Source organism: Pseudomonas sp. 51_B (assembly GCF_017491595.1).
GTDB classification, from domain to species: domain Bacteria; phylum Pseudomonadota; class Gammaproteobacteria; order Pseudomonadales; family Pseudomonadaceae; genus Aquipseudomonas; species Aquipseudomonas promysalinigenes.
In genome coordinates, this window is the sequence record NZ_JAFGYW010000615.1 from 1 (window position 1) to 239 (window position 239).

Sequence of the window (239 nt, forward strand, 5' to 3'; positions counted from 1 at the left end):
GTATTGGGCTGGCGGTGTCGCTGCTTGGGGCCTTGCTGTCCTGGGCATTGTTGTGCGCCGAAATTCTTTTTGCCACGGCCCGTGACAAGACCATGCCGCGCTTTCTGGCCAAGGAAAACGCCAACCAGGTGCCGGCGAACGCGCTGTGGCTGACCAACGCGATGGTGCAGATCTTCCTGGTCATCACGCTGTTCTCCAACAGTACCTACCTGTCGCTGATCTACCTCGCCACCTCGATG

The 239-nt window shown here is 59.4% G+C and carries 1 protein-coding gene; it reads left to right on the forward strand.

What is annotated here, in order from left to right:
• Positions 1-239 (forward strand): amino acid permease (locus J5M56_RS26440; protein WP_207938242.1); only part of this gene is annotated, 239 nt, incomplete at both ends.